This is a genomic window from Accumulibacter sp. (assembly GCF_031732815.1).
Lineage (GTDB): Bacteria > Pseudomonadota > Gammaproteobacteria > Burkholderiales > Rhodocyclaceae > Accumulibacter.
Genome location: NZ_JAVMKF010000135.1, coordinates 7875 through 27940, shown reverse-complemented (window position 1 = coordinate 27940; position 20066 = coordinate 7875). Strand labels below are relative to the sequence as shown.

15 protein-coding genes are annotated in these 20066 nt (G+C 64.5%); 8 read left to right on the top strand and 7 right to left on the bottom strand.

Features of this window, described 5'->3' with window-relative positions:
* Positions 1-5 precede the first annotated feature (5 nt).
* From RKP46_RS09625 to RKP46_RS09610, 4 genes are all read right to left on the bottom strand, one after another.
* On the bottom strand, positions 6-128 hold the full coding sequence (locus RKP46_RS09625; protein ID WP_311106446.1) for a hypothetical protein: 123 nt from the start codon (positions 126-128) through the stop codon (positions 6-8).
* A 347-nt stretch (positions 129-475) separates the two neighbouring features.
* Positions 476-823 (bottom strand): hypothetical protein, encoded by a 348-nt coding sequence (locus RKP46_RS09620; protein ID WP_311106445.1) that lies wholly within the window; start codon positions 821-823, stop codon positions 476-478.
* A gap of 296 nt (positions 824-1119) precedes the next feature.
* Complete coding sequence (locus RKP46_RS09615) at positions 1120-4029, bottom strand: PAS domain S-box protein (protein ID WP_311106444.1); 2910 nt, start codon at positions 4027-4029, stop codon at positions 1120-1122.
* A gap of 95 nt (positions 4030-4124) precedes the next feature.
* A complete protein-coding gene (locus RKP46_RS09610; protein ID WP_311106443.1) occupies positions 4125-4880 on the bottom strand; it encodes a transporter substrate-binding domain-containing protein in 756 nt (251 codons plus the stop codon).
* 633 nt (positions 4881-5513) lie between these two features.
* Here RKP46_RS09610 and RKP46_RS09605 point away from each other — a divergent pair.
* The 4 genes from RKP46_RS09605 (at position 5514) to RKP46_RS09590 (ending at position 8725) form a co-directional block, all read left to right on the top strand.
* Positions 5514-6584, top strand: a complete 1071-nt coding sequence (locus RKP46_RS09605) for an EAL domain-containing protein (protein WP_311106442.1) — start codon at positions 5514-5516, stop codon at positions 6582-6584.
* A 44-nt stretch (positions 6585-6628) separates the two neighbouring features.
* Positions 6629-7012 (top strand): fluoride efflux transporter CrcB, encoded by a 384-nt coding sequence (gene crcB, locus RKP46_RS09600; protein ID WP_311106441.1) that lies wholly within the window; start codon positions 6629-6631, stop codon positions 7010-7012.
* A gap of 88 nt (positions 7013-7100) precedes the next feature.
* Positions 7101-7463: a DUF190 domain-containing protein gene (locus RKP46_RS09595; protein WP_311106440.1), complete on the top strand. Its 363-nt coding sequence runs from the start codon at positions 7101-7103 to the stop codon at positions 7461-7463.
* Positions 7464-7534: 71 nt separating this feature from the next.
* A complete protein-coding gene (locus RKP46_RS09590; protein ID WP_311106439.1) occupies positions 7535-8725 on the top strand; it encodes an MFS transporter in 1191 nt (396 codons plus the stop codon).
* 69 nt (positions 8726-8794) lie between these two features.
* Here RKP46_RS09590 and RKP46_RS09585 read toward each other — a convergent pair whose 3' ends face one another.
* The 3 genes from RKP46_RS09585 to mgtE all read right to left on the bottom strand — a co-directional run bounded on the left by RKP46_RS09585 (position 8795) and on the right by mgtE (position 11791).
* Complete coding sequence (locus RKP46_RS09585; RefSeq protein WP_311106438.1) at positions 8795-9202, bottom strand: DUF4332 domain-containing protein; 408 nt, start codon at positions 9200-9202, stop codon at positions 8795-8797.
* Positions 9203-9406: 204 nt separating this feature from the next.
* On the bottom strand, positions 9407-10363 hold the full coding sequence (pfkB, locus tag RKP46_RS09580; protein WP_311106437.1) for a 1-phosphofructokinase: 957 nt from the start codon (positions 10361-10363) through the stop codon (positions 9407-9409).
* A 39-nt stretch (positions 10364-10402) separates the two neighbouring features.
* Entirely contained in the window at positions 10403-11791 is a 1389-nt protein-coding gene (gene mgtE / locus RKP46_RS09575) for a magnesium transporter (protein WP_311106436.1), read from the bottom strand.
* 365 nt (positions 11792-12156) lie between these two features.
* Between mgtE and RKP46_RS09570 the strand changes: the two genes are divergently transcribed.
* The 4 genes from RKP46_RS09570 (at position 12157) to murB (ending at position 19714) form a co-directional block, all read left to right on the top strand.
* The gene (locus tag RKP46_RS09570) at positions 12157-13896 is read left to right on the top strand and encodes a SulP family inorganic anion transporter (RefSeq protein ID WP_311106435.1); all 1740 of its coding nucleotides are present in this window, start codon (positions 12157-12159) and stop codon (positions 13894-13896) included.
* Positions 13897-14010: 114 nt separating this feature from the next.
* On the top strand, positions 14011-14892 hold the full coding sequence (locus RKP46_RS09565; protein WP_311106434.1) for an adenylate/guanylate cyclase domain-containing protein: 882 nt from the start codon (positions 14011-14013) through the stop codon (positions 14890-14892).
* 33 nt (positions 14893-14925) lie between these two features.
* Positions 14926-18633, top strand: a complete 3708-nt coding sequence (gene metH / locus RKP46_RS09560) for a methionine synthase (RefSeq protein WP_311106433.1) — start codon at positions 14926-14928, stop codon at positions 18631-18633.
* 43 nt (positions 18634-18676) lie between these two features.
* Positions 18677-19714: a UDP-N-acetylmuramate dehydrogenase gene (murB, locus tag RKP46_RS09555; protein ID WP_311106447.1), complete on the top strand. Its 1038-nt coding sequence runs from the start codon at positions 18677-18679 to the stop codon at positions 19712-19714.
* Positions 19715-20066: the final 352 nt, after the last annotated feature.

Sequence of the window (20066 nt, the reverse complement as noted above, 5' to 3'; positions counted from 1 at the left end):
CTACGCTACCAGACGCCGTCAGGGATTTCACGCAGGGTTGCCGAAAGGACACGCCCGACCGGCGGTGCCTTCTCCGCTCGCCGTACCGCCATGGCGACCTGCTTGTTCCGCCGATCATTGACAGCCATACACGGTGCTGCTGGCGGAGGTACCCTCCTTGCAGGCCCTCCTGCTTCGGCGCACGCAGATTTGACCATTTGCCGGGAACACCGCGAGTGTTGTCGTTCCCTCGTTCTCTTCCAGTGTTCCTCAACCGGGCGGCGCGACGCTCCGGAAGACGCCGCAACTGCGGCAGAAAAGCCGTTCTTGCGTTAAGTTTTTGGCGGGTCGGCGCAATCTCCCACCAATGGACGAAGCGCTGTCGAGCGCCTCGCGCTCGAACGGACCAGGCAAGGATGCGGTGGCCAGGCCGATCAATGAAGGCTTGTCAGTCGATGTGATTTCGGCCAGTGGCGGCTTCTCGATTTATCGGCGATCAGGCCGCTGCATCGTCGACTTCGGCGAAGCGGGCGCTCTCCAACAGCCGTCCGAAATCCGATGAGGCGATGGTGCCCTTGCGGCCGACAAGCACCACATCCTTGCCCAAAGCATCGGCGAGGCCCGCTTCGTAGTTCAGCCATTGCGAGGCCTCGCCCGCGGGTGACGCAACGATGAACACGGCAGTCGCCGCGTCCACCGCTTCCCTGTCCGTTTTCCGAAAGTCTTCGCCGGCGGCCAGCGCGTGCGCATCAAAGACGTCCAGCGTCTGCGCATGCTTCTGCAACAACTCGCTGATCTGTGGCTTCAGCGCTGCTGCGAAGCTCCGGTCCTGCGCCGCATACAAAAGAAAAGCCTTGCCGCTGATGGCGGTGAAGCCTCCTTGGCAAGCACACGAAGGTCGCCGACGACCTCCTTCCACTGCATCGCCTGATGACATTGACTGGCGAGCAGGAGCGGCGGCTCTCCCGCCACGCTCACCTTCAATCGGTGCAAGCTCGGATGATCGAACAGGATGAAAGTCCGCACATTTTCGCGGTTCCTGCCCGCCGCTGCGAGCACGCAAGCCCGGGTACCAGCATGGCGTGCAACACACCCGGGCGACAGCCGGCGAAGGCCGACGGGGACTCCAGCGCTCGAGGCTCAGCTTTCCTTGGTGCTGACGAGCAGCTGTATGATGGCCTCAAAGTCGAACTCTTCGCTTTTCTTGTGCAGGGCGCGGCCGAGAGCGGGTGCCCGTTCCCCGATCTGGCCGATCAGCGCGTCGATCTGGCGGGTGTCGAGCGCGATCAGGGCATCGGCCAGCCGACGCCGGATTTGTTCCGGTAGCGCGGCCAAGGCAGCCCGATCCAGGCCCGCATCGGGCGAAGCCGGCTCTGCGCATTCGTTCTGGCGGAAGACGTAGCGCACGCCCAAATGCCGCCCCATGCACTCGAACACTTGGCGCGCTTCAAATGGCTTATACAGGATGCCATCTATCCGGGCATCGGGAAGCTCGCTGCTTTGCTGGGCGAACACCGACGCAGTCAGCACGACGATCTTCACCTCGTCACCACCCTCCAACCCCCGAATCTGGCGGGTGGCCTCGTTGCCGTCCATGACCGGCATGCGCTGGTCCATCCAGATGAAGTCCGGTCGCCAGGCACGGAAGCGTTCTACGGCCTCGTGGCCGTTCTCCGCCCTGTCCACTTGAAAACCGACATCGGCGAGCAGTCGGCTGAGCAGTAGAGCGTTCTCCGGCTGGTCTTCGACGATGAGAATCCGCCAGTCGGGCTGACCTGCTTGCAGCCCGATGACTTCGGCATCGTCCGGGCGCTCGCAGACCACGTCGGAGAGCAACGGGAGTGCCAAAGGCAGCTCGATCCAGAAGCGGCTGCCTTTGCCCAGCTGACTGCTGACTCCGATCCGTCCGCCCATCAACTCGATGAATTGTCGACAGATGGCCAGTCCCAGCCCGGTCCCCTTCTGTTGGGACGGCAACCCAGCCTGCTCGAAGGGTTCGAAAACGCGCGCTTGATCATCTGCAGCAATCCCCGGTCCCGTGTCCTCGACTTCGACCCGGAGAAGGTATCTTTCCGCCTCCGGCTTCCCGTGCACGCGCAAGGTGATCGTTCCCCGGCTGGTGAACTTGACGGCATTGCCCAGGAGGTTGACCAGAACCTGCCGCAACCGGGCTTCATCGCCTCGTAAATGGCGCGGCAGGTCGGGCGACTTTTCGAGCTGGAGCGCCAGGCTCTTTTCCCGCGCGCGCTGACCGATCAACGCCAGAAGGTCATTGATCAGCACGCCGAGGTCGAACGGAGCAATCGCCAACTGGGTACGGCCGGCTTCGATCTTGGCCATGTCCAACACATCGTTGATCAGCCCGAGCAGATGCACGCCACTGCGGTTGATGATCTCCAGATACTCGAGCGCGGACTCGCCCAGACCTGATTCGTGCCGCAGCAAGGCCGAAAAACCCAGGATGGCGTTCATCGGCGTGCGCAACTCATGGCTCATGTTCGCCAGAAATGCGCTCTTCGCCCGGTTCGCCGCTTCGGCTTCCTCCTTGGCCGCCGACAACTCGGCGGTGCGCAGCGCGACCAGTTCCTCCAGGTGATCGCGATAGACGCGCAGTTCGGCCTCCGCCCGCTTGCGTTCGCTGACGTCGCGAACCAGCGATACGACGCCAATTACCCTGCCTTCGCCGCCAACCAGCGGCGTATTGAGCCAATCGCAGGTAATCACGCGGCCGTCCCGGGTAAGGTTGTCGTTGTTGGAATACGTGCCGCCGCTCCTGCCCAACAGATCGCGCCAGACCGCATCGACGAATGGAAAGACCTCCGGCGTCAGAATCAACTCCTTGGCGTGTCGGCCGACGGCCTCCTCGCGGCGGTAGCCAAAAATGGACTCAGCCGCAGGATTCCATTCGACGACGCGTAAATCAGTGTCCCACTCGATGATCCCCATCATCGACTGCTGGACGTGCAGCGACAGCCGTCTTTCGCTTTGCTGCCAGGCAAGTTCGGCTGCCTTCCGCCCGCTGATGTCGACCGCCACTGCATCAATCCACGCCGCTTGGCCAGCCAGCCGAGCGCTCGGCCGGCCGTAGTCGCTGATCCAACGCACGCTGCCATCGGCATGTGCGATCCGGTATTCAAGCTCGTACGGGCGCTGTTCGGCGGCCGCAGCGGTGATTTCGCAGGCGACATGAGCGCGGTCCTCGGGCAGGATCAGGCTCGCCCAGGAGAGGCCGTGCTCACCGGAAAATTCGCTCAGTGCATGGCCGCTGAGCCGGCTCACCCCATCCGAGATGAGTTGCAGGCAGTACGGGGGCCGCGCCTGGCAGCGGTAGATGACACCGGGTACGTTGGCCATCAGCACGCGCAAGCGCCGCTCGCTCTCCGCCAGTTGATCGGTGGTCTTGCGCAAATCATCGTAGGCAGCAGACAGCTTTGTGCGCATCGAATTGAAAGCCTGCACGACCGCATCCAGCTCGTCCGGGCGCCAGTGGCCAGCAACCGGGCGAACCAGACGCAGAGGCGGGCCGGTCAGCGTGGCCGCCTCGACACCCTCAGCGAAGCGAGCAATCTGGTCGAGATGGCGCGTTACCCGGGTGCGGAACAACCAGAGAACGAAGGTGGCGACGAGCAGGGTCTTGATCATGTTTTCGCCCAGCACGATCAGCAGGCGATTGGCAATCCGGGCGAGCACCTGGTCTTCGCTGGCGACCATGGCCAGCCGACCGATCAGCACCGGCTTGTCGCGGTAGATCCGCTCGAGCGCGACGTCGGATTCAATCATGCGCTGCGAATGTCTGGCCCCAGCCGCCCAGCGCGGTTGCCCATCCACCGATATCGCCAGATACTCCATATCACGCAAGCGCAGCAAACCTTCAAGCTGTGCCTGGATCTGGCTATCGTTCGCCGTCCACACGCTGTCGACCAGAACATTCAGATAGCTTTCCCGAATGAACTTGAAGTTCTCCCCGATCCGGCCGATGTCGCTGCGATAATCCGTGTAGAGTTGGATGGCCGTGATCACCGTGGTGATCAGGGAACTGAAAAGGATCATGGCGACGGTCAGACTGCGTCCGAGACGATGCTCAGGCCGCGTCGGTCGACCAACCGGGTCCGTAAGGCGAGCAACGCCCGGGGTAACCACCGGCATCAGCGGTCGGCTTTCTCACGCGGCGTCGCGGTCAGTGTTTCGCGCATGATCCGTTGATACGAGCCGTCGGCCTTCATCTGCTGCAAAGCGGCGACCAGCGCTGGAATACGTTCGCTATGGCGCTTGTTCAGGTAGATGAACATCTCGGCGCGTGCCAGCGGCGGTTCGAGCACGTGAACCTTGACCCCAGCATCGCGTGCAGCGTGCAGGCCTTGCCAACGCTCGAGCAGTACGGCTTCCGCCCGATTCTGCTTCAAGATTTCAAAGAGGCTGGGAATGGACGGTGCGCGTACTGTTTCCCGCGTCTGGCCAACGTTGCGCTCGAAAATCTTCCAGCCGGTGACATAAGCCACCGTATGGTCGCGCAGGCTGTTCCAGTGGTCGGTTGGAAAAGGAGTGGACGAGGCCGGGACAAACGCTACGAATTCGAAATCCATGGTTTTCTCCGGCACGCGCACGAGATTCGGATACTGCTGCTCAAAGCCGGAAGCGCGTGAAAGATCCAGGTCGTCGACACCGGTGTTCACATTGATCAGTGCCCGCTCGGCAGGAATCGCCTGGATGTCGAGCGCCATTCCGGCGCGGCGAAACGCTTCTCTGACCACACGTTCGAGGAAACCCGATCCATCGGCAGTGCCCGCCAGCGGTGGGATCAGCGCATGCACTGCCGTCAGCCGGGCCAGCGTTTCTGCCAGGCCATTGTTCAAGTAGAGCAGCAGGGCCAAGCCGGCAAGCAGTCGCCAAGCGCACATCATGTTCCGTTTCCCTTCCAACACAGACCGGGCAAAGCCCTAGCCTGGATTTTCCTCGGCTAGTGCCGCCCTCTTCCGTCTGCCCCACCGGTACGCGAAGTCCTTGGCAAGACGGGGGGACAACACGACCCGCACCTGCGACTGAATCGAGCACTCCCGGTATCAGTATATCAGCAACTTCGCACCATATCGGGGCACCGGCGGCTTACCGCGGGGGGGCACGGCAGCGGCGAATCCCTTGCGGACTCGCTCGCGCGGCCCCGGCGAAACGTTCGAGGCTGCGCCAGATCTTGCCAATCTGGTGTCGGCGCGCCTGCCCCAGAAGGCGGCGGCGTTTGCCGCCAGGCTGGGCGCTGACCGGAGTCCACTGCCATGCGGGACCCGCTCGCTCGGTCGTTCCGGTCGCTGAATACGACGATCATCAGTCCGGCGGTCGGGACCATGCTCCTGGCCTCGACGCGCTGGGCGACCAGGAAGCCGGAATCCGTATGCCGCTCCTGCTCGTTCCGGATCAGTCGCCGAGAAACTGACAATCCAAGATTGACCGCCGTCGAATCCGCCACATATACTCGTGCCCGGGCTTCAACTGATCAGCGGAGCAAACTCTTGGCCAGGCACTGGTTTCTGGAATCGATTGTGGGCGACGGTTCGCACGTCGTCTACAACATCACGCACCTGCCTTTTCGCATTGGGCGCGACCCCGACAATGACCTCGTGGTCACCGCGCGCGGGCTTAGTCGACACCATGCGCTGCTCACCGCCGACAGCAGTGGCCGTATCCGGTTGACCGATCTGAACAGCACCAACGGCAGTTTCGTCGGCCGTCAGCGCGTCGAGAACTCGTGTCTGCTGAGCGATAACGACATCGTCCACTTCGGCAACGCCGAGTTTCGTATTCGCACACGCGCGGTCGAGCCGCCGGCTGCGCGACCGAGTGAAGGTCACACGCTGGTCTTGCCCTCGGGCATGGCGCTATCGGAAATGTTTCCGCCGAACGAAGCCGAGTTCCTCGACCTGCTCGGCGGACACGGCATGTCGGGCGCCGCACAACCGATCGTTGAAGCGGACAGCCGCTGCGTTTTTGCCTACGAACTGCTCGGCCGAGCCAGCCACCCCTTGCTGCCGGTGTCGCCGGTGCGGCTCTTCAAGATGGCGAGCGCGCTCGACCGTGAGGTCGACCTCAGCGTCGCCTTTCGCCGCTTCGGCGTCGCCGCCATTGCCCCTCGCCTGCGCGGGTTTCCGCTTTTTGCCAACACCCACCCCAAGGAAACCTTCAGCGAGGACTTCTTCAAGGCGCTGGTCTGTTTGCGCCAGGAAATGCCCGATCTCGACCTGGTCGTCGAAATCCACGAAGCAGCGGTCACCGAGAGCCGAAGATTACGCGAACTCGCTGCGCACTTTCGCGACATCGGCGTGCGCTTTGCCTACGACGATTTTGGCGCCGGACAGGCGCGCCTGAACGAACTGGGCGAAGTACCGGCGCACTTCGTCAAGTTCGACATGGGATTGATCCATGATCTTCACCTGGCGGGTGAAAGCAAGCGCCGGGTCGTCGGCGACCTGGTCAAGCTGGTGCGCGGCCTGGGCTCGGTCGCTCTCGCCGAAGGCATCGAAAGCGAGTTGGAGGCCGAAGTCTGCCTGGCGATGGGTTTCCAGCTCTTTCAAGGATATCTCACTGGTCGGCCCATCCCGGCCGACCAGCTCTGAAACAGGCAGCGGCGCAGCCGACTTGTCGCTTGCGGAACAGACTCATGTGGAAAGCAGTCTTCGCCATCTCGCTCGGTGCAGCGCTCGGCGCAGTGGCGCGCTGGCAACTCGGCGAGCGGCTCAACAGCCTGTTTCCGACGATGCCGCCGGGAACGCTGGCGGCGAATCTGATCGGCGCCTACATCATTGGCCTGGCGATTCCGTTCTTCGCTAGTTCGTCCGCCGTCGGCGCCGAGTGGCGCCTGTTGGTGATCACCGGTTTCTGCGGTGGCCTGACGACCTTCTCGACTTTTTCTGCCGAGCTGGCGGCCTTGGTGCAGGAGGAGCGCTTGATCTGGGCACTGCTGACCACCGGCGCGCATGTTGTCGGCTCGCTGTTGATGACTTTCGCCGGCATGGCGACGATTCTCTGGGCGAAAAGCTGGTGATCAGTCGGCGGAACTCGCTGACTGCAACCCGGCGCCGATCAAGGGCGGCGAAGGTGGCTCGCGAGAAGAGTAACGGACGGAGACAATCATGCAGGGCTCGTTCATCCGGTTCTATTTGCACGCGACGCAGACTCACCGTGCCGTCCTCCTGTGGGAGTGGCTGCTCGCCCAGGGCAACCAGCTTGGCCTGCGCGGAGGATCGGCATTCCGGGCGATCGGCGGCTTCGGCCGCCGGCACACGATGCATGAGGAGCGCTTCTTCGAGCTGGCCGGTGACAGTGGAGTTGAAGTGGAGTTCGTCGTCACGACCGAGGAGGAGGAGCGTCTGCTCGATCTGCTGCGCAGCGAGAACGTCCGCCTCTTCTACACGCGCATCCCGGCGACTTTCGGCATCATCAACCCGGACGATAAGGACACGCTCGGCGCACCCGAGGCAAGCAGCTTTCGCTAACTGCCGCCCATCGACGGCGGTACCGGTCGAGCGAGTCCCCGCCGGCCGGCCCGAACTTTCGCCCGCCCGACATGTTCGCCAGCCTGCGTGAACTGCCGCGCACCGTCTGGCTGCTTGGCCTGGTCAGCTTCGCCAACGACGCGACGAGCGAGCTGATCTATCCGCTCGTGCCGATCTACCTCGCTTCGGTCCTGATGGCCGGGCCGCGCGCGCTGGGCATCATCGAGGGAATCTGCGAGGCGACGAGCAGCATTCTGAAGCTGCTCTCGGGTGTTCTCTCCGATCGCCGGCGTTCGAGCAAGCCGTGGGTCGTCGGCGGCTACGCACTTGCCGCGATCGCGCGTCCGCTGCTCGCTTTGGCTGCTTCCTGGCCGGTTGTCCTCGCCTTGCGCTTCGCCGACCGGGTCGGCAAAGGACTGCGTTCGTCACCCCGCGACGCCTTGCTGGCGCGTAGCGTCCAGCCGGGCAAGCGCGGGCTGGTCTTCGGTTTTCATCGCGCGATGGACAATGCCGGAGCGGTCGTCGGGCCCCTCATCGCGGCCGGCTTGCTGGCCGCCGAGCTCCCGCTGCGCACGATCTTTCTGTGGACAGCGCTCGGTGGCGCGCTCACCGTCGTCCTCGCGCTGGCGATCCGCGAACCCGCCAGCGACGATCCGGCGCCGCCCGCCGCCGACGCCTGGAAGCTGCACCAACTGCCCGCCCCGTTCAAGCGCTACCTCGTCGTGCTGGCGCTGTTTACCTTGGGCAATTCGTCGAACATGTTCCTGCTGCTGCGCGCCCGCGAGCTTGGTCTGGCCGAATATCAGGTGCCGCTGCTCTGGGCACTCGTTTCGCTGAGCGCGGCGATCTTTTCCACACCGCTGTCGGCGCTCTCCGACAAACTCGGCCGCAGCCGCCTGATCGTCGCCGGCTGGGGCGTCTACGGCGCCTTCTACATCCTTCTCGGGATGAATCGGGAGGTGCTCCTGCTCTGGCCTTTGTTCGCTTTCTACGGCCTTTTCATGGCCGCCACGGAAGGCGCCGAAAAGGCGCTGGCGGCCGATCTGGTCGACCGGCAGACGCTGGGAACGGCGTATGGCTGGTTCAACCTGACCACGGGCCTCACACTGCTGCCGGCCTCGGTCATCTTTGGCCAACTATGGCAGGCGATCGACCCGCTGGCCGCCTTCGTCTTCTCGGCAAGCTGCGCCGGATCGGCCGCCCTGTTGCTGCACTTCTGGGTTGACACCGAGCGTGGAGCAAGGTCGACGGGAAGCGCCTGACGCAGCAGCATGCTCCGGCGAAGCGGAAACGACGAGTTTCTCTCCGCCGGATTCGATCTCGGCCGGCGCTCAGTAAGCCAGCGTCTTGGGCAGGTCTTTCGCCTGTTGCACCCACGACTCGACCATGGACAACGAAGGTGGCTGTTTCGTCACCTGCTCGGCCGTGTTCGTTTCGATGATCTTGGCATGCAGGTTGTCGGGCCGGCGGGTGGCCAACTCCTTCACCGTATCGACGCCGGCTTTTTCGAGCAGATCCGAGTAGACCCCGGAAACCCCCTTGATGCGGGCCAGATCGGCGCGATTGGCGAGTTCGAGAATCACCCGGGCATCGCAGCCGCAGCTTGCCGCCAGCGCTTTCCGCTGCGCCGGCGTGGCGGCCGCCTCAAGCAATTGCTCGTTGTTGCCGACGCCCGATTCCTTCAGCTTCTCGGCCAGTGTCGGGGTCGATCCGCGCAGTTCTTTGACAGAAACGGTCATTGCAGGTTTCTCCTCTCAGGGTGTGGTGTGCAGCGAAGGACGCATGTCTTGTCGAGGCCACGAATCGTCTGGCAAGCTCGACGCTCGACATTCTAATGCCATATACGATGCGAGGGAACAGTGTCGGGGTACGCGAGCTGCGCCGGCTTTCCAGCCACCGCCGGCCGGGTGGGCGGGCCGCGCTCTGCTCGCCTGGCTGGCCGTTCACCCGCCAGATGCGACCTGGCTCAGCTCGACGCGCGCCATCAGTGCTTCGATCGCCGCCTCGCCCGGCAAGCGGGCGCCCGGTTCGCCGAGCACCCCGCCGGCGACGGCAATCGCCAGGCGAGCGCAGGCGTCGTCGTCCAGGCCACGCAGGCAGCCGGCGATGAAGCCGGCGACCAGGGCATCGCCGGCGCCGACCGTCGTGCGCACGGCGACCGCCGGCGGCTTGGCGTGCAGGCAGCGCTTGGCGCTGACGAAGAGCGCGCCGTGCCGGCCGAGCGAGACGATGACCTGGTGCACGCCCTGCTCGACGATCGCGCGGGCAGCCGCGCTGAGTGCAGCTCGGTCGGGTAGCGGCCGGCCGACGAGTTCTTCCAGTTCCGCGTGGTTCGGCTTGATTGCCCAGGGTCGGGCGACGATTGCGCAACGCAGCGGCTGACCGCTGCTGTCGAGGAGAACGCGCCTGCCGGCAGTCGTCAGGCGCGCGATCAACCCCGCGTAATAGTCCACCGGCACGCCGGCTGGCAGGCTGCCAGAGACGATGCAGAAGGCATGGCCGGCAAGTTGCGCGTCGATCGTGCGCTGCAATTCGCCGAGGTGCTCGGTGGCGACGGGCTGACCCGGAAAGTTGATTTCGGTGACCGTCTGGCTGTGCTCGTCGATCAGTTTCAGGTTGACGCGCGTGCGCCCGGGCAGGCGGACGAAAACATCGCCAATTCCCCGCTCAAGGAAGAGACGCTGGAAGAGATCCGCATTGTCGGCGCCGAGCAGACCGCCGGCGGTGACCCGGCAGCCAAGATCGGCAAGGAACGCGGCGACGTTCACGCCCTTGCCACCGGCCGTCGTCTTTTCCCACACGACACGATTGAGCCCACCGGGAAGCAGTTGCGACAGACCGATGCTATGGTCTATCGCTGGATTGAGCGTCAGCGTGAAAACACCCGGCGTACGCCCCACGGCGACCGGCTCGTAGCGCGGGTTCCCGCGTCTACGCGTCTAGAGTTTGAAGATCCAGCTCGCGATGACGAAATAGTTGAGCACCCCCAGGATGTCGATTGCGGTCGTCACGAAAGGTCCGGTGGCCACCGCCGGATCGACCTTCATGCGCTGGAAGACCATCGGCAGGAGCACGGCGAGCAGCGCCGCGCCGGTCATGTTGCCGAGAATCGTCAGGCCGACGACCTGGCCCAGCGCCAGGCTGTTGTGCATCAGATAGCCGTAGATGCCGAGGATCACGCCGTAGAAACCGCCGAGCAGCAGGCCGACGCGCAGTTCCTTGAAGACCAGCGGAAAGGTATCGCGCACGTCGATCGCCCCGGTGGCCAGACCGCGCACGGCAACCGTCGCCGACTGCACGCCGACGTTGCCGGCCATCCCCATGACGACCGGCAGAAAGGCGCTGAGGACCAGGACCTGGCCGAGGATCTCCTCGTACTGGCCGATGACCGCGGTCGCCGCCAGGCCACCGATGAACGCCGCGAGCAGCCAGGGCAGACGAATCCCGGCAATCTTGAAGGCCGAGTGGGTCAGCGTTTCCGACTCGCTGGTTCCCGCCATCTTCAACATGTCGCGCGTCGTTTCTTCCTCGAGCACGTCGATCACGTCGTCGACGGTGACCATGCCGACAAGGACATTTTCCTCGTCGACGACAGGGACGGCCAGCAGGTGATACTTGTCGACCAGCATGGCGACGGTCGTCTGGTCAGCGTCGGTGGTCACTTTCATGACGCGCCGGTTCATCACCTTGTGCAAGGGCGTACCCGGCCGCGCGAGGAGCAGTTGGCGCAGCGAGACGACGCCCACCAGGCGGCCGGATTCGTCGGTCAGGTAGAGGTAGAAGACCATTTCGACGTCTTCGCGATTGCGGATGTTCTCGATCGCTTCCTCAACCGTCAGCGTGTGCGGCAACGAAAAGAAGTCGGTGGTCATGATGCCACCGGCGCTGTTCGGGTCGTACTTGAGCAGGCTTTCGACTTCGTCCTTGCTTTCCCGGTCGAGCAGCGCCATCAACTGCGCGCGCTGTTCCTCTGGCAGGTCGCCGACCAGGTCGGCGAGATCATCCGGCGCCAGATGCTGGAGGACCCCGGCAAGCTTCTCGACCGGCGACTCGGTCATCACCTGCGTGCGCAGGCTGACCGACAACTGGGTGAACACTTCGGCCGCCATTTCGGTCTCGTTGATCGCGTAGAAGACATCGACCACGTGCTCCGGCGGCAATTCGTCCAGGATCGACGCCAGGTCGGCCGGATGCAGGCGGGAGATCACCTTCTGCAGAGAGGCCTTGGCATCCCGATGGTAAAGGCGGTCGATGGTTTCGATCAGTCGTTTTTTCTTGTTGTTGTACGCGGCTGAGGCAACCGGCTTGGTTTCCACGTTGATTTGCATGACGATGTCTTTCCCCTGGGCTGGCACGGAACTGCACTCCGGTAGTTTACCCGGACGAAGCTCGGCGGTCCATCGTTTCGCTGCGAAAACCGTTGCTTGGCGCCGATGTTCAGGTTCTGAAGAGGGCCAGGGCAGGCGCCGCACAAGCCGCTCGCGAAGGCTTCAGGGTGCATTTTTGGGCAGGCGAAGGGGCTGTGCCCGGAAACCGCCCCGGTTTGCCAGGACTGAGGCCAACGTCATGGTCGCTGGCGAGCGCCGGCAGGCCGCTGGAACCAGGTGCGATGCCGCCCGTCCCGGTCTGCGGACTTTCCCGGCAGATCGCGCTATATTCCGCCTTTCCAGCCCGTTCGCCCGGAGCAACCGACATGCAAGTTACCTCTGTTTTCCGCTTTTTGCAGTCCACGCTGCCTTTGCTCGCAACGCTCAGGGAATACCGCGCGGCGTGGCTGGGCAAGGATGCGATTGCCGGGCTGACCGCTTGCGTGGTGATGATTCCGTCGGTGATCGCCTACGCCGAGCTGGTTCACCTGCCGCCGATCGCCGGCCTCTACGCCGCTCTCGCGGCTTCCATCGGTTACGCACTGTTCGCCAGCTCGCGGCACGTGATCGCCGGTCCCGATGCGGCAATCGGTCTGCTCGCCGGTTCAGCGATCCTGCCCTTGGCGGCTGGCGATCCGGGGCGCATCGCCGCCCTCGCGGCGGTCCTCGGCATCCTTTCGGGCGCCGTGCTGCTGCTCGCGGCGCGTCTGAAACTCGGCGTCATCGCCGATCTGCTGTCGCGCCCTGTGCTCATCGGCTATCTCAACGGCGCCTCGCTGGTCCTCATCTCGACGCAGCTCGGCAAGATGTTCCGCATCAAGACCGAGGGCGAAGAGTTCTTCGACATCGTGTTTACCGTAATCCGCAAACTGCCCGAGGCGCACTGGCCAACGTTTGCCTTCGGTCTGCTGCTCGTCTTGCTGCTCGTCGTGCTCGCTCGCTGGTTGCCGCGCGTGCCCGGCGCGCTGGCCGTTTGTGGTGTCGCCATCGCGGCGACTTCCGCGTTCGATCTGGGCAGTTACGGGATTGCCCTGGTCGGCGCCGTGCCCTCGGGAGTGCCGCGCCTGGAAATTCCCACGCTGCACCTGTCGGACATCGCCGCACTGGCGCCAGCGGCCGTGGCAATCGCCTTCCTCGCCTTCTCCGACGGCATCCTGCTGGCGCAGACCTTTGCCGAAAAGAACGGTTACGAGGTTTATCCGAATCGCGAACTCGTCGCCCTCGGCTCGGCGAACATTCTCGCCGGCCTCTGGCAGGGCTTTCCAGTATCGGCCAGCCAGTCGCGCACGTCGATCGTCGATTCGGCCGGCGGCAAGTCGCAGGTTGCCCAACTGATTGCCGCCGCCGGGCTGCTCCTCTTCCTCTTCCTGCTCACCGGGCTGATTGCGTTGCTGCCGAAAGTCGCGCTGGGAGCGATTCTGATCGTGACCGCGATCGGCATGCTCGAGATGGCTTCGCTGCTTGGCCTGTATCGCATCGATCGCGTCGAATTCGGGATTGCCATGGGCGTCACGCTCGCCATCCTGCTCGCCGGCGTCGTGCCGGGGATCATCCTTGGCCTGTTGCTGTCGCTGATTACCGTTCTCGTCGAGATTTCGCGCCCGGACGACGCAGTGCTGCGCGTACGCGTCAGCGATGGCCGCTTCCACGATTGCCGCGACGACGAGGAGACGCGGGAGATTCCCGGCCTGCTCGTCTATCGCCTTTATGCGCCGCTCGTCTTCGCCAACGCGCGACATGTCGTGACGCGCATCCGGACCTTGGTCGAGGAAGCGGAGGTTCCGGTGAAGTGGCTGGTCATCGATGCGCAGGCGATTCACGACATGGACGTCACGGCAGCGCAACGCTTCGCCGAACTGCACCGGGAGCTCGCCGACGAAGGCGTAGACGTCAAGATTGCCGACGCTCCCCGACCATTTCTCGAAGAACTGGCGAAAGTCGGACTGTCCGAAGAAATCGGCCGCACCGAATTCTTCGTCTCGGTCAAGAAGGCAGCCGAAGCTTTCGAGCGGCGCTACGGCGCAGCACAACGCAACGACGAGGGAACGCCTCCGGCGGCTGTCTGAGGCCGGAGCAGCGCAAGCGCCCCCTCCTTCGCCCCTGGAGCGCTGGCCGTACGGTTTTGCGCTCGCTGCATCAGGCGCTATGATAGCGACCGTTGATGGCAGAAGGGGCCAGACATGTTACAGGCGGTTCTGTTTGCCGACGTGACGAACAGCACGAAGCTGTACGAAACGGTCGGAGACGATGAGGCAAAGCGCCTGGTGGACGCTTGCCTGGACATCCTGCGCGACGTCACGGCATTTTTCGGCGGGCGCGTCGTCAAGACCCTCGGCGACGAAGTCATGTGCGTTTTTTCCGGTGCGGACGCCGCCGCCGAAGCGTCCTGCGAGATGCAGAACCGCTTGTCGGAAGATGAACTGGCGACCAGGCATGGATTGTCGATCCGTATCGGTTTTCATGTCGGCCATCTGATCGAGGACAACGGCGACGTTTTTGGCGACGCGGTCAACACCGCCTCGCGCATCACCAGCCTGGCCAAGGGCGGCCAGACGATCACCACGGAGACGGCCGCGGCGGCAATGTCTTCCGACCTGCGCGATCTGACGCGCAACATGGGGCGTTTTGCCGTGCGCGGCAAGGCCGAGTCGATCGCCATTTGCGAGGTTGTCTGGCAGGCAGAAAACCTGACGATGATCAGTGATCGTCTGCCGATGACCCTGCCGCCGCCGACCATTTCGCTGCGGCTCGTCTATCAGGGCGGTTCGCTGACGCTGACGCCGGAGGACGAGGCGGTGGTGATCGGACGCGAGCGCTCGTGCCGCATCCGCTTGTCTGTGCCTTGCGCCTCGCGCACGCACGCCCGCGTCGAGTTCCGGCGTGACAAATTCGTGCTCAGTGATACGAGTACCAATGGCACCTTCGTCCAGGCTGACGGCGAAAAGGAGGTCGCGCTCAAGCGCGAGGAGTTCATCCTGCACGGCAACGGCCGCATCTGCCTTGGCCACCGTCTCAGCGAAGGCAGTGCGGACCTCGTCTGGTCGGTCAGGACCTACCAATAGCCCGCCAAAACAACCCGCCGCCGGGAAAAAATCATGCAGCCTGATCGGACAGCCGAACTGAAACAGTTCATGAGCGAGAGAATCCTCGTTCTCGATGGAGCAATGGGAACGATGATCCAGCGCCACGGCCTGGGCGAGGCGGATTATCGCGGCACGCGCTTTGCCGACCATGCGCACGATCTGAAGGGCAACAACGACCTGCTGCTGCTCACCCGACCGGACGTGATCCGTGCCATCCACGGCGAATACCTGGCCGCCGGTGCGGACATCATCGAGACCAACACGTTCAACTCGACGAGCGTTTCGCAGGCCGATTACCAGCTCGCAGCGATCGTCTACGAACTCAACTACGCCGGCGCCCAACTTGCCCGCGCGGTGTGCGACGAATTCACCGCGGCCAATCCGGCCAAGCCACGTTTCGTCGCCGGCGTCATCGGCCCGACCTCGCGCACGGCGTCGATCTCGCCCGACGTCAATGATCCAGGCTACCGTAATACGAGCTTCGACGAACTCGTCGGCGCCTACGGCGAAGCGGTGCACGGTCTGTGCGCCGGCGGTGCCGACATTCTGCTGGTCGAAACCGTTTTCGATACGCTGAACGCCAAGGCAGCGCTGTTCGCGGTCGAGGAGTATTTCGCCCGCAGCGGCCGGCGCTGGCCGGTGATGATCTCCGGGACGATCACCGACGCCTCGGGCAGAACGCTGTCCGGACAAACGGCTGAGGCTTTCTGGAACTCGCTGAACCATATCGGGCCGCTTTCCTTTGGCCTGAACTGCGCGCTTGGCGCAGCCGAGCTGCGCCAATACGTCGCCGAGCTGTCGCGCGTCTGCGACTGCTTCGTTTCGGCGCACCCGAACGCCGGCCTGCCGAACGCTTTCGGCGGCTACGATGAAACGCCCGGACAGCTTGCCGACGAGATCGCCGACTGGGCGCGTCAGGGTCTGGTCAATATCGTCGGCGGCTGCTGCGGCACCTCGCCGGCGCACATCGCGGCGATCACCGCGCGCGTCGCCGGCCTGCACCCGCGCCGCGTTCCGCAGCGCGAACGCAAGCTGCGTCTGGCCGGCCTCGAACCGTTCAACCTTGGCGCCGATTCGCTCTTCGTCAACGTCGGCGAACGGACCAACGTCACCGGCTCACGCGTCTTCGCGCGGATGATTCTTGAGGGTCGCTTCGACGACGCGCTGGCCGTCGCCCGCCAGCAGGTCGATAACGGCGCGCAGATCATCGACATCAACATGGACGAGGCGATGCTCGACTCGCAGGCGGCCATGGATCGCTTCCTCAAGCTGATCGCCGGCGAGCCGGACATTGCGCGCGTTCCGGTGATGCTCGACTCGTCGAAATGGAGCGTCATCGAAGCCGGCCTGAAGTGCCTGCAGGGCAAGGGCATCGTCAATTCGATCTCGCTCAAGGAAGGCGAGGACGAGTTTCTGCGCCAGGCGCGGCTCGCCCGCCGCTACGGCGCGGCGGTCGTCGTCATGGCCTTCGACGAAAGCGGACAGGCCGACAGCTACGCGCGGAAGACGGAAATCTGTGCGCGGGCTTACCGTTTGCTCACCGAGCAGGCGGCTTTCCCGCCGGAGGACATCATCTTCGACCCGAACATCTTCGCCATCGCCACCGGAATTGAAGAACACAACAACTACGCGGTCGATTTCATCCAGGCCTGCGCGTGGATTCGTGCCAATCTGCCAGCGGCGCAGGTGTCCGGCGGTGTTTCGAACGTTTCGTTCTCGTTCCGCGGCAACGACGCGGTGCGCGAGGCGATCCATACCGTCTTTCTCTATCACGCGATCAAGGCCGGCTTGTCGATGGGCATTGTCAATGCCGGCATGCTCGGCGTGTACGACGATCTCGACCCCGTGCTGCGCGAGAAGGTCGAAGATGTCGTGCTCAATCGCCGCCCGGACGCCGGCGAGGCGCTGGTCGATTTCGCCCAGACGGTCCGCGAAGGCAGGAATCGCGAGGCCGGGCCGGACTTGGCGTGGCGCGCGCTCAACGTAGACCAGCGCCTGACACACGCGCTGGTCAAGGGAATTACCGACTATGTCGTCGCCGATACCGAAGAATGCCGCGCGGCGCTTGCCGCCGCCGGCAAACCGCCGCTGGCGGTGATCGAAGGCCCGCTGATGAACGGCATGAACGTCGTCGGCGACCTTTTTGGCGCCGGCAAGATGTTCCTGCCGCAGGTCGTCAAGTCGGCGCGCGTCATGAAACAGGCCGTGGCTCATCTGATTCCGTATATCGAAGCCGAAAAGCAGCGCACCGGTGCCGCCGGCAAAGGCAAGATCGTCGTCGCGACGGTCAAGGGTGACGTGCACGATATCGGCAAGAACATCGTTGGCGTCGTCCTCGGCTGCAACGGTTACGACGTTGTCGATCTCGGCGTGATGGTCGCCTGCGACCGCATTCTGCACGCGGCGCGCGAGCACGGCGCGCAGGCGGTCGGGCTGTCCGGCCTGATCACGCCGTCACTCGAAGAGATGGTGCATGTCGCCGCCGAGATGGAGCGCCACGGCTTCGCCAGCGCGGCCGACGGCAAATCGCCGGTGCCGCTGCTCATCGGCGGTGCGACGACCAGCCGCGCGCACACGGCGATCAAGATCGCACCCAGTTACTCCGGCCCGGTCGTCTACGTGCCCGACGCCTCGCGCGCCGTCGGCGTCGTCAGCAAGCTGCTCTCGCTCGAACAGGCGGCCGCTTTCCGGCGCGAAGTGAGCGCCGATTACGCGCGCGTGCGCGAGCAGCACGCGACCAAGAAAGGCGTCCAGCTCGTCACGCTGGCCGCAGCGCGCGCCAGGCGCTACGCCTGGAACGCCGATCCGGCCTACCGGCCAACAGCACCGCGGCAATGCGGAATCCGCGTCCTGCGCGAAGTCGAGCTGGGCGATCTCGCCGGATTCATCGACTGGGGGCCATTCTTCCAGACCTGGGATCTGGCGGGCAGCTACCCGAAGATTCTCGACGACGCGACCGTCGGGCCAACCGCACGCGCGCTGCTCGCCGATGCGCAGGCCATGCTGGCCCGCGTGATCGACGAGAAATGGCTGCGCGCGAACGCCGTTTGCGGCCTCTTTCCGGCGAACAGTGTCGGCGACGACGTCGAGATCTACAGTGACGAGACGCGCAGCGAAAAACTGATGACCTGGCACAACCTGCGCCAGCAACACGAACGCCCGGACGGCAAGCCGCATTACTGCCTGAGCGACTTCATCGCCGAGCGTGGTACGCCGGACTGGATTGGCGCCTTCGCCGTCGCCGCCGGTTTCGGTATCGAGGACAAACTCGCCGAGTTCGCGGCGACGCACGACGACTATCAGGCGATCATGCTCAAGGCACTCGCCGACCGCCTCGCCGAAGCCTGCGCCGAATGGCTGCACGCGCAGGTGCGGCGCGATTTCTGGGGCTATGCCAGCGACGAGACGCTCGACCGCGAGGCGCTGATTCGCGAAGCGTATCGTGGCATCCGGCCGGCGCCCGGCTACCCGGCGTGCCCGGACCACACGGCGAAGGGCGCCCTCTTCGCCTTGCTCGACGCGCCGTACTACGCCGGGATGGGCCTCACCGAATCCTTCGCGATGACCCCGGCGGCGGCGGTTTCCGGCTTCTACCTGGCGCACCCGCAGGCACGCTACTTCGCGATCAGCAAGATCGGCCGCGATCAAGTCGCCGACTGGGCACAGCGCAGCGGCTTCAGTCTGCCGGAAGCCGAACGCTGGCTGGCACCTCTGCTCTGAGCGGCGCGTGCAGGAGACGTTGCGACGCGGCGCCGAAGGCGAAGTGAAGGCGCGGACTTTGCGCGAGCTCGTCGAGCACGATGTCGATCTGGCCGCGCGCACGACGCTGGCGCTACCGGCACGCGCGGCGCTCTACGCCAGAATCAAGTCGGTCGCCCACCTGGCAAAGCTGGGCGGGCACGGTACGCGGCGCCGTTTCATCCTGGGCGGCGGCAGCAACCTGGTGCTGAGCGGCGACTTCGACGGACTGATGCTGCACATCGCCATCACGGGTCGCCGCCTGATCGGCGAAGATGCTGACGCCTGGTATGTGCGTGCCGGCGCGGGCGAAAACTGGCACGATCTGGTCACCTGGACGCTCGCTCAGGGCTGGCCCGGACTGGAAAATCTGGCGCTCATCCCGGGCACGGTCGGTGCTGCACCGATCCAGAACATCGGTGCCTATGGGCTCGAACTCAGCGAGCGCTTCCACTCGCTCGAAGCGATCCACCTGCCAAGTGGCAAGACGCTGCGGCTCGACCGTCAGGCGTGCCGCTTTGCCTATCGCAGCAGTCTCTTCAAAGAGGAAGGCTGGCACCTCGACGGCCAGCACGTGATCACCTGGGTAAGCTTGCGCCTGCCGAAAGCATGGTCGGCGCAGACCGCCTACGCCGACCTCGCCGACGAGCTTGACCGACGAGCGATCGGCCGGCCGACCGGACAGCAGATTGCCGAAGCGGTGACGGCAATTCGTCGGCGCAAGCTGCCTGACCCGGCGGTACTACCCAACGCCGGCAGCTTTTTCCACAACCCTGTCGTCGACGCGGCGGTTGCCGAACGACTTGCCGCCGCGCACCCAAGACTGCCGCGCTACGTCCAGGCGGACGGCCGCGTCAAACTCGCCGCCGCCTGGTTGATCGAACAGAGCGGCTGGAAGGGTCGCTGCCTCGGGCGCGTCGGCATGTACGAAAAGCAGGCGCTGGTGCTGGTCAATCACGGTGGCGCGACCGGTTCGGAAGTCATCGCTCTCGCCACGGCCGTACAGGCGGCCGTACGTGAACGCTTCGCGCTCGAGCTGACACCGGAACCGGTGATTCTTTGAGTGCGCGAGGAGAGCGGCGAGCCGCGCCTCACTTTCGAAATCGCGCAGGATCGCGCAGTGCCGCCAGGCTGGCAGTCGCAAACCGGCGTGGCTTCAGCCGGAATTGGCGGCAACCGCACGACCGCACCGAAGTGGCCTTGCCGGACCTCAGGCAATCATCGGAAAACGAACGTCCTTGGCGCTTGCGTATCCATCCGACGACCCGCGACGGCGGCACGCGCGGCTCCTTTCGCCGACCGTCGCCAACAAGCCGGGCGAGTGGCTCGCCTGCGACTGGTGCCTATTGAGCGTCGCCCGTCGCCCGCAACTTGTACAACTGGAAGGTGCCAACGACACCCTGGCCGAAAAACCA

What these genes read in the sequence shown, in the direction of transcription:
- crcB (WP_311106441.1), top strand. Translation starts at nt 6,629, where the DNA reads ATGTGGAAAGCAGTCTTCGCCATCTCGCTCGGTGCAGCGCTCGGCGCA.
- RKP46_RS09625 (WP_311106446.1), bottom strand. Translation starts at nt 128, where the DNA reads ATGGCTGTCAATGATCGGCGGAACAAGCAGGTCGCCATGGCGGTACGG.
- metH (WP_311106433.1), top strand. Translation starts at nt 14,926, where the DNA reads ATGCAGCCTGATCGGACAGCCGAACTGAAACAGTTCATGAGCGAGAGA.
- RKP46_RS09610 (WP_311106443.1), bottom strand. Translation starts at nt 4,880, where the DNA reads ATGATGTGCGCTTGGCGACTGCTTGCCGGCTTGGCCCTGCTGCTCTAC.
- RKP46_RS09565 (WP_311106434.1), top strand. Translation starts at nt 14,011, where the DNA reads ATGTTACAGGCGGTTCTGTTTGCCGACGTGACGAACAGCACGAAGCTG.
- RKP46_RS09570 (WP_311106435.1), top strand. Translation starts at nt 12,157, where the DNA reads ATGCAAGTTACCTCTGTTTTCCGCTTTTTGCAGTCCACGCTGCCTTTG.
- RKP46_RS09595 (WP_311106440.1), top strand. Translation starts at nt 7,101, where the DNA reads ATGCAGGGCTCGTTCATCCGGTTCTATTTGCACGCGACGCAGACTCAC.
- RKP46_RS09590 (WP_311106439.1), top strand. Translation starts at nt 7,535, where the DNA reads ATGTTCGCCAGCCTGCGTGAACTGCCGCGCACCGTCTGGCTGCTTGGC.
- RKP46_RS09585 (WP_311106438.1), bottom strand. Translation starts at nt 9,202, where the DNA reads ATGACCGTTTCTGTCAAAGAACTGCGCGGATCGACCCCGACACTGGCC.
- RKP46_RS09615 (WP_311106444.1), bottom strand. Translation starts at nt 4,029, where the DNA reads ATGATCCTTTTCAGTTCCCTGATCACCACGGTGATCACGGCCATCCAA.
- mgtE (WP_311106436.1), bottom strand. Translation starts at nt 11,791, where the DNA reads ATGCAAATCAACGTGGAAACCAAGCCGGTTGCCTCAGCCGCGTACAAC.